This window comes from Peribacillus sp. SIMBA_075, assembly GCF_046534585.1.
This window is the reverse complement of record NZ_JAWRYN010000341.1, coordinates 1-307: the sequence shown is the minus strand read 5'-3', so window position 1 is coordinate 307 and position 307 is coordinate 1. Positions and strand designations below refer to the sequence as shown.

Below are 307 nucleotides of genomic sequence, written 5' to 3'. Positions count from 1 at the left end.
CAATACGGCGAATTTTTCCGGAAATCGTTTTTGGTAGTTCATCTACAAATTCAATTTTGCGAGGGTATTTATATGGTGCAGTAAGTTCTTTGACGTGTTGTTGGAGTACTGGAATTAATGTTTCTTCGTTCTTGTCTAAATTCTCTCTTAATACGATAAATGCCTTCACGACACTTCCGCGAATTTCATCAGGGCTTGCGACAACCGCACACTCTCTTACATAAGGATGTTTTACGAGTGCATCTTCTACTTCAAACGGCCCAATTGTATAACCAGAGCTAATAATAATATCATCACCGCGCCCTTC

At 39.7% G+C, this 307-nt stretch carries 1 protein-coding gene; it reads right to left on the bottom strand.

Annotation, left to right across the window (positions count from 1 at the left end):
- Positions 1-307, bottom strand: a 307-nt coding sequence (locus SB775_RS28495; RefSeq protein WP_410864537.1) for an AMP-binding enzyme, incomplete at both ends; no start/stop codon positions are given.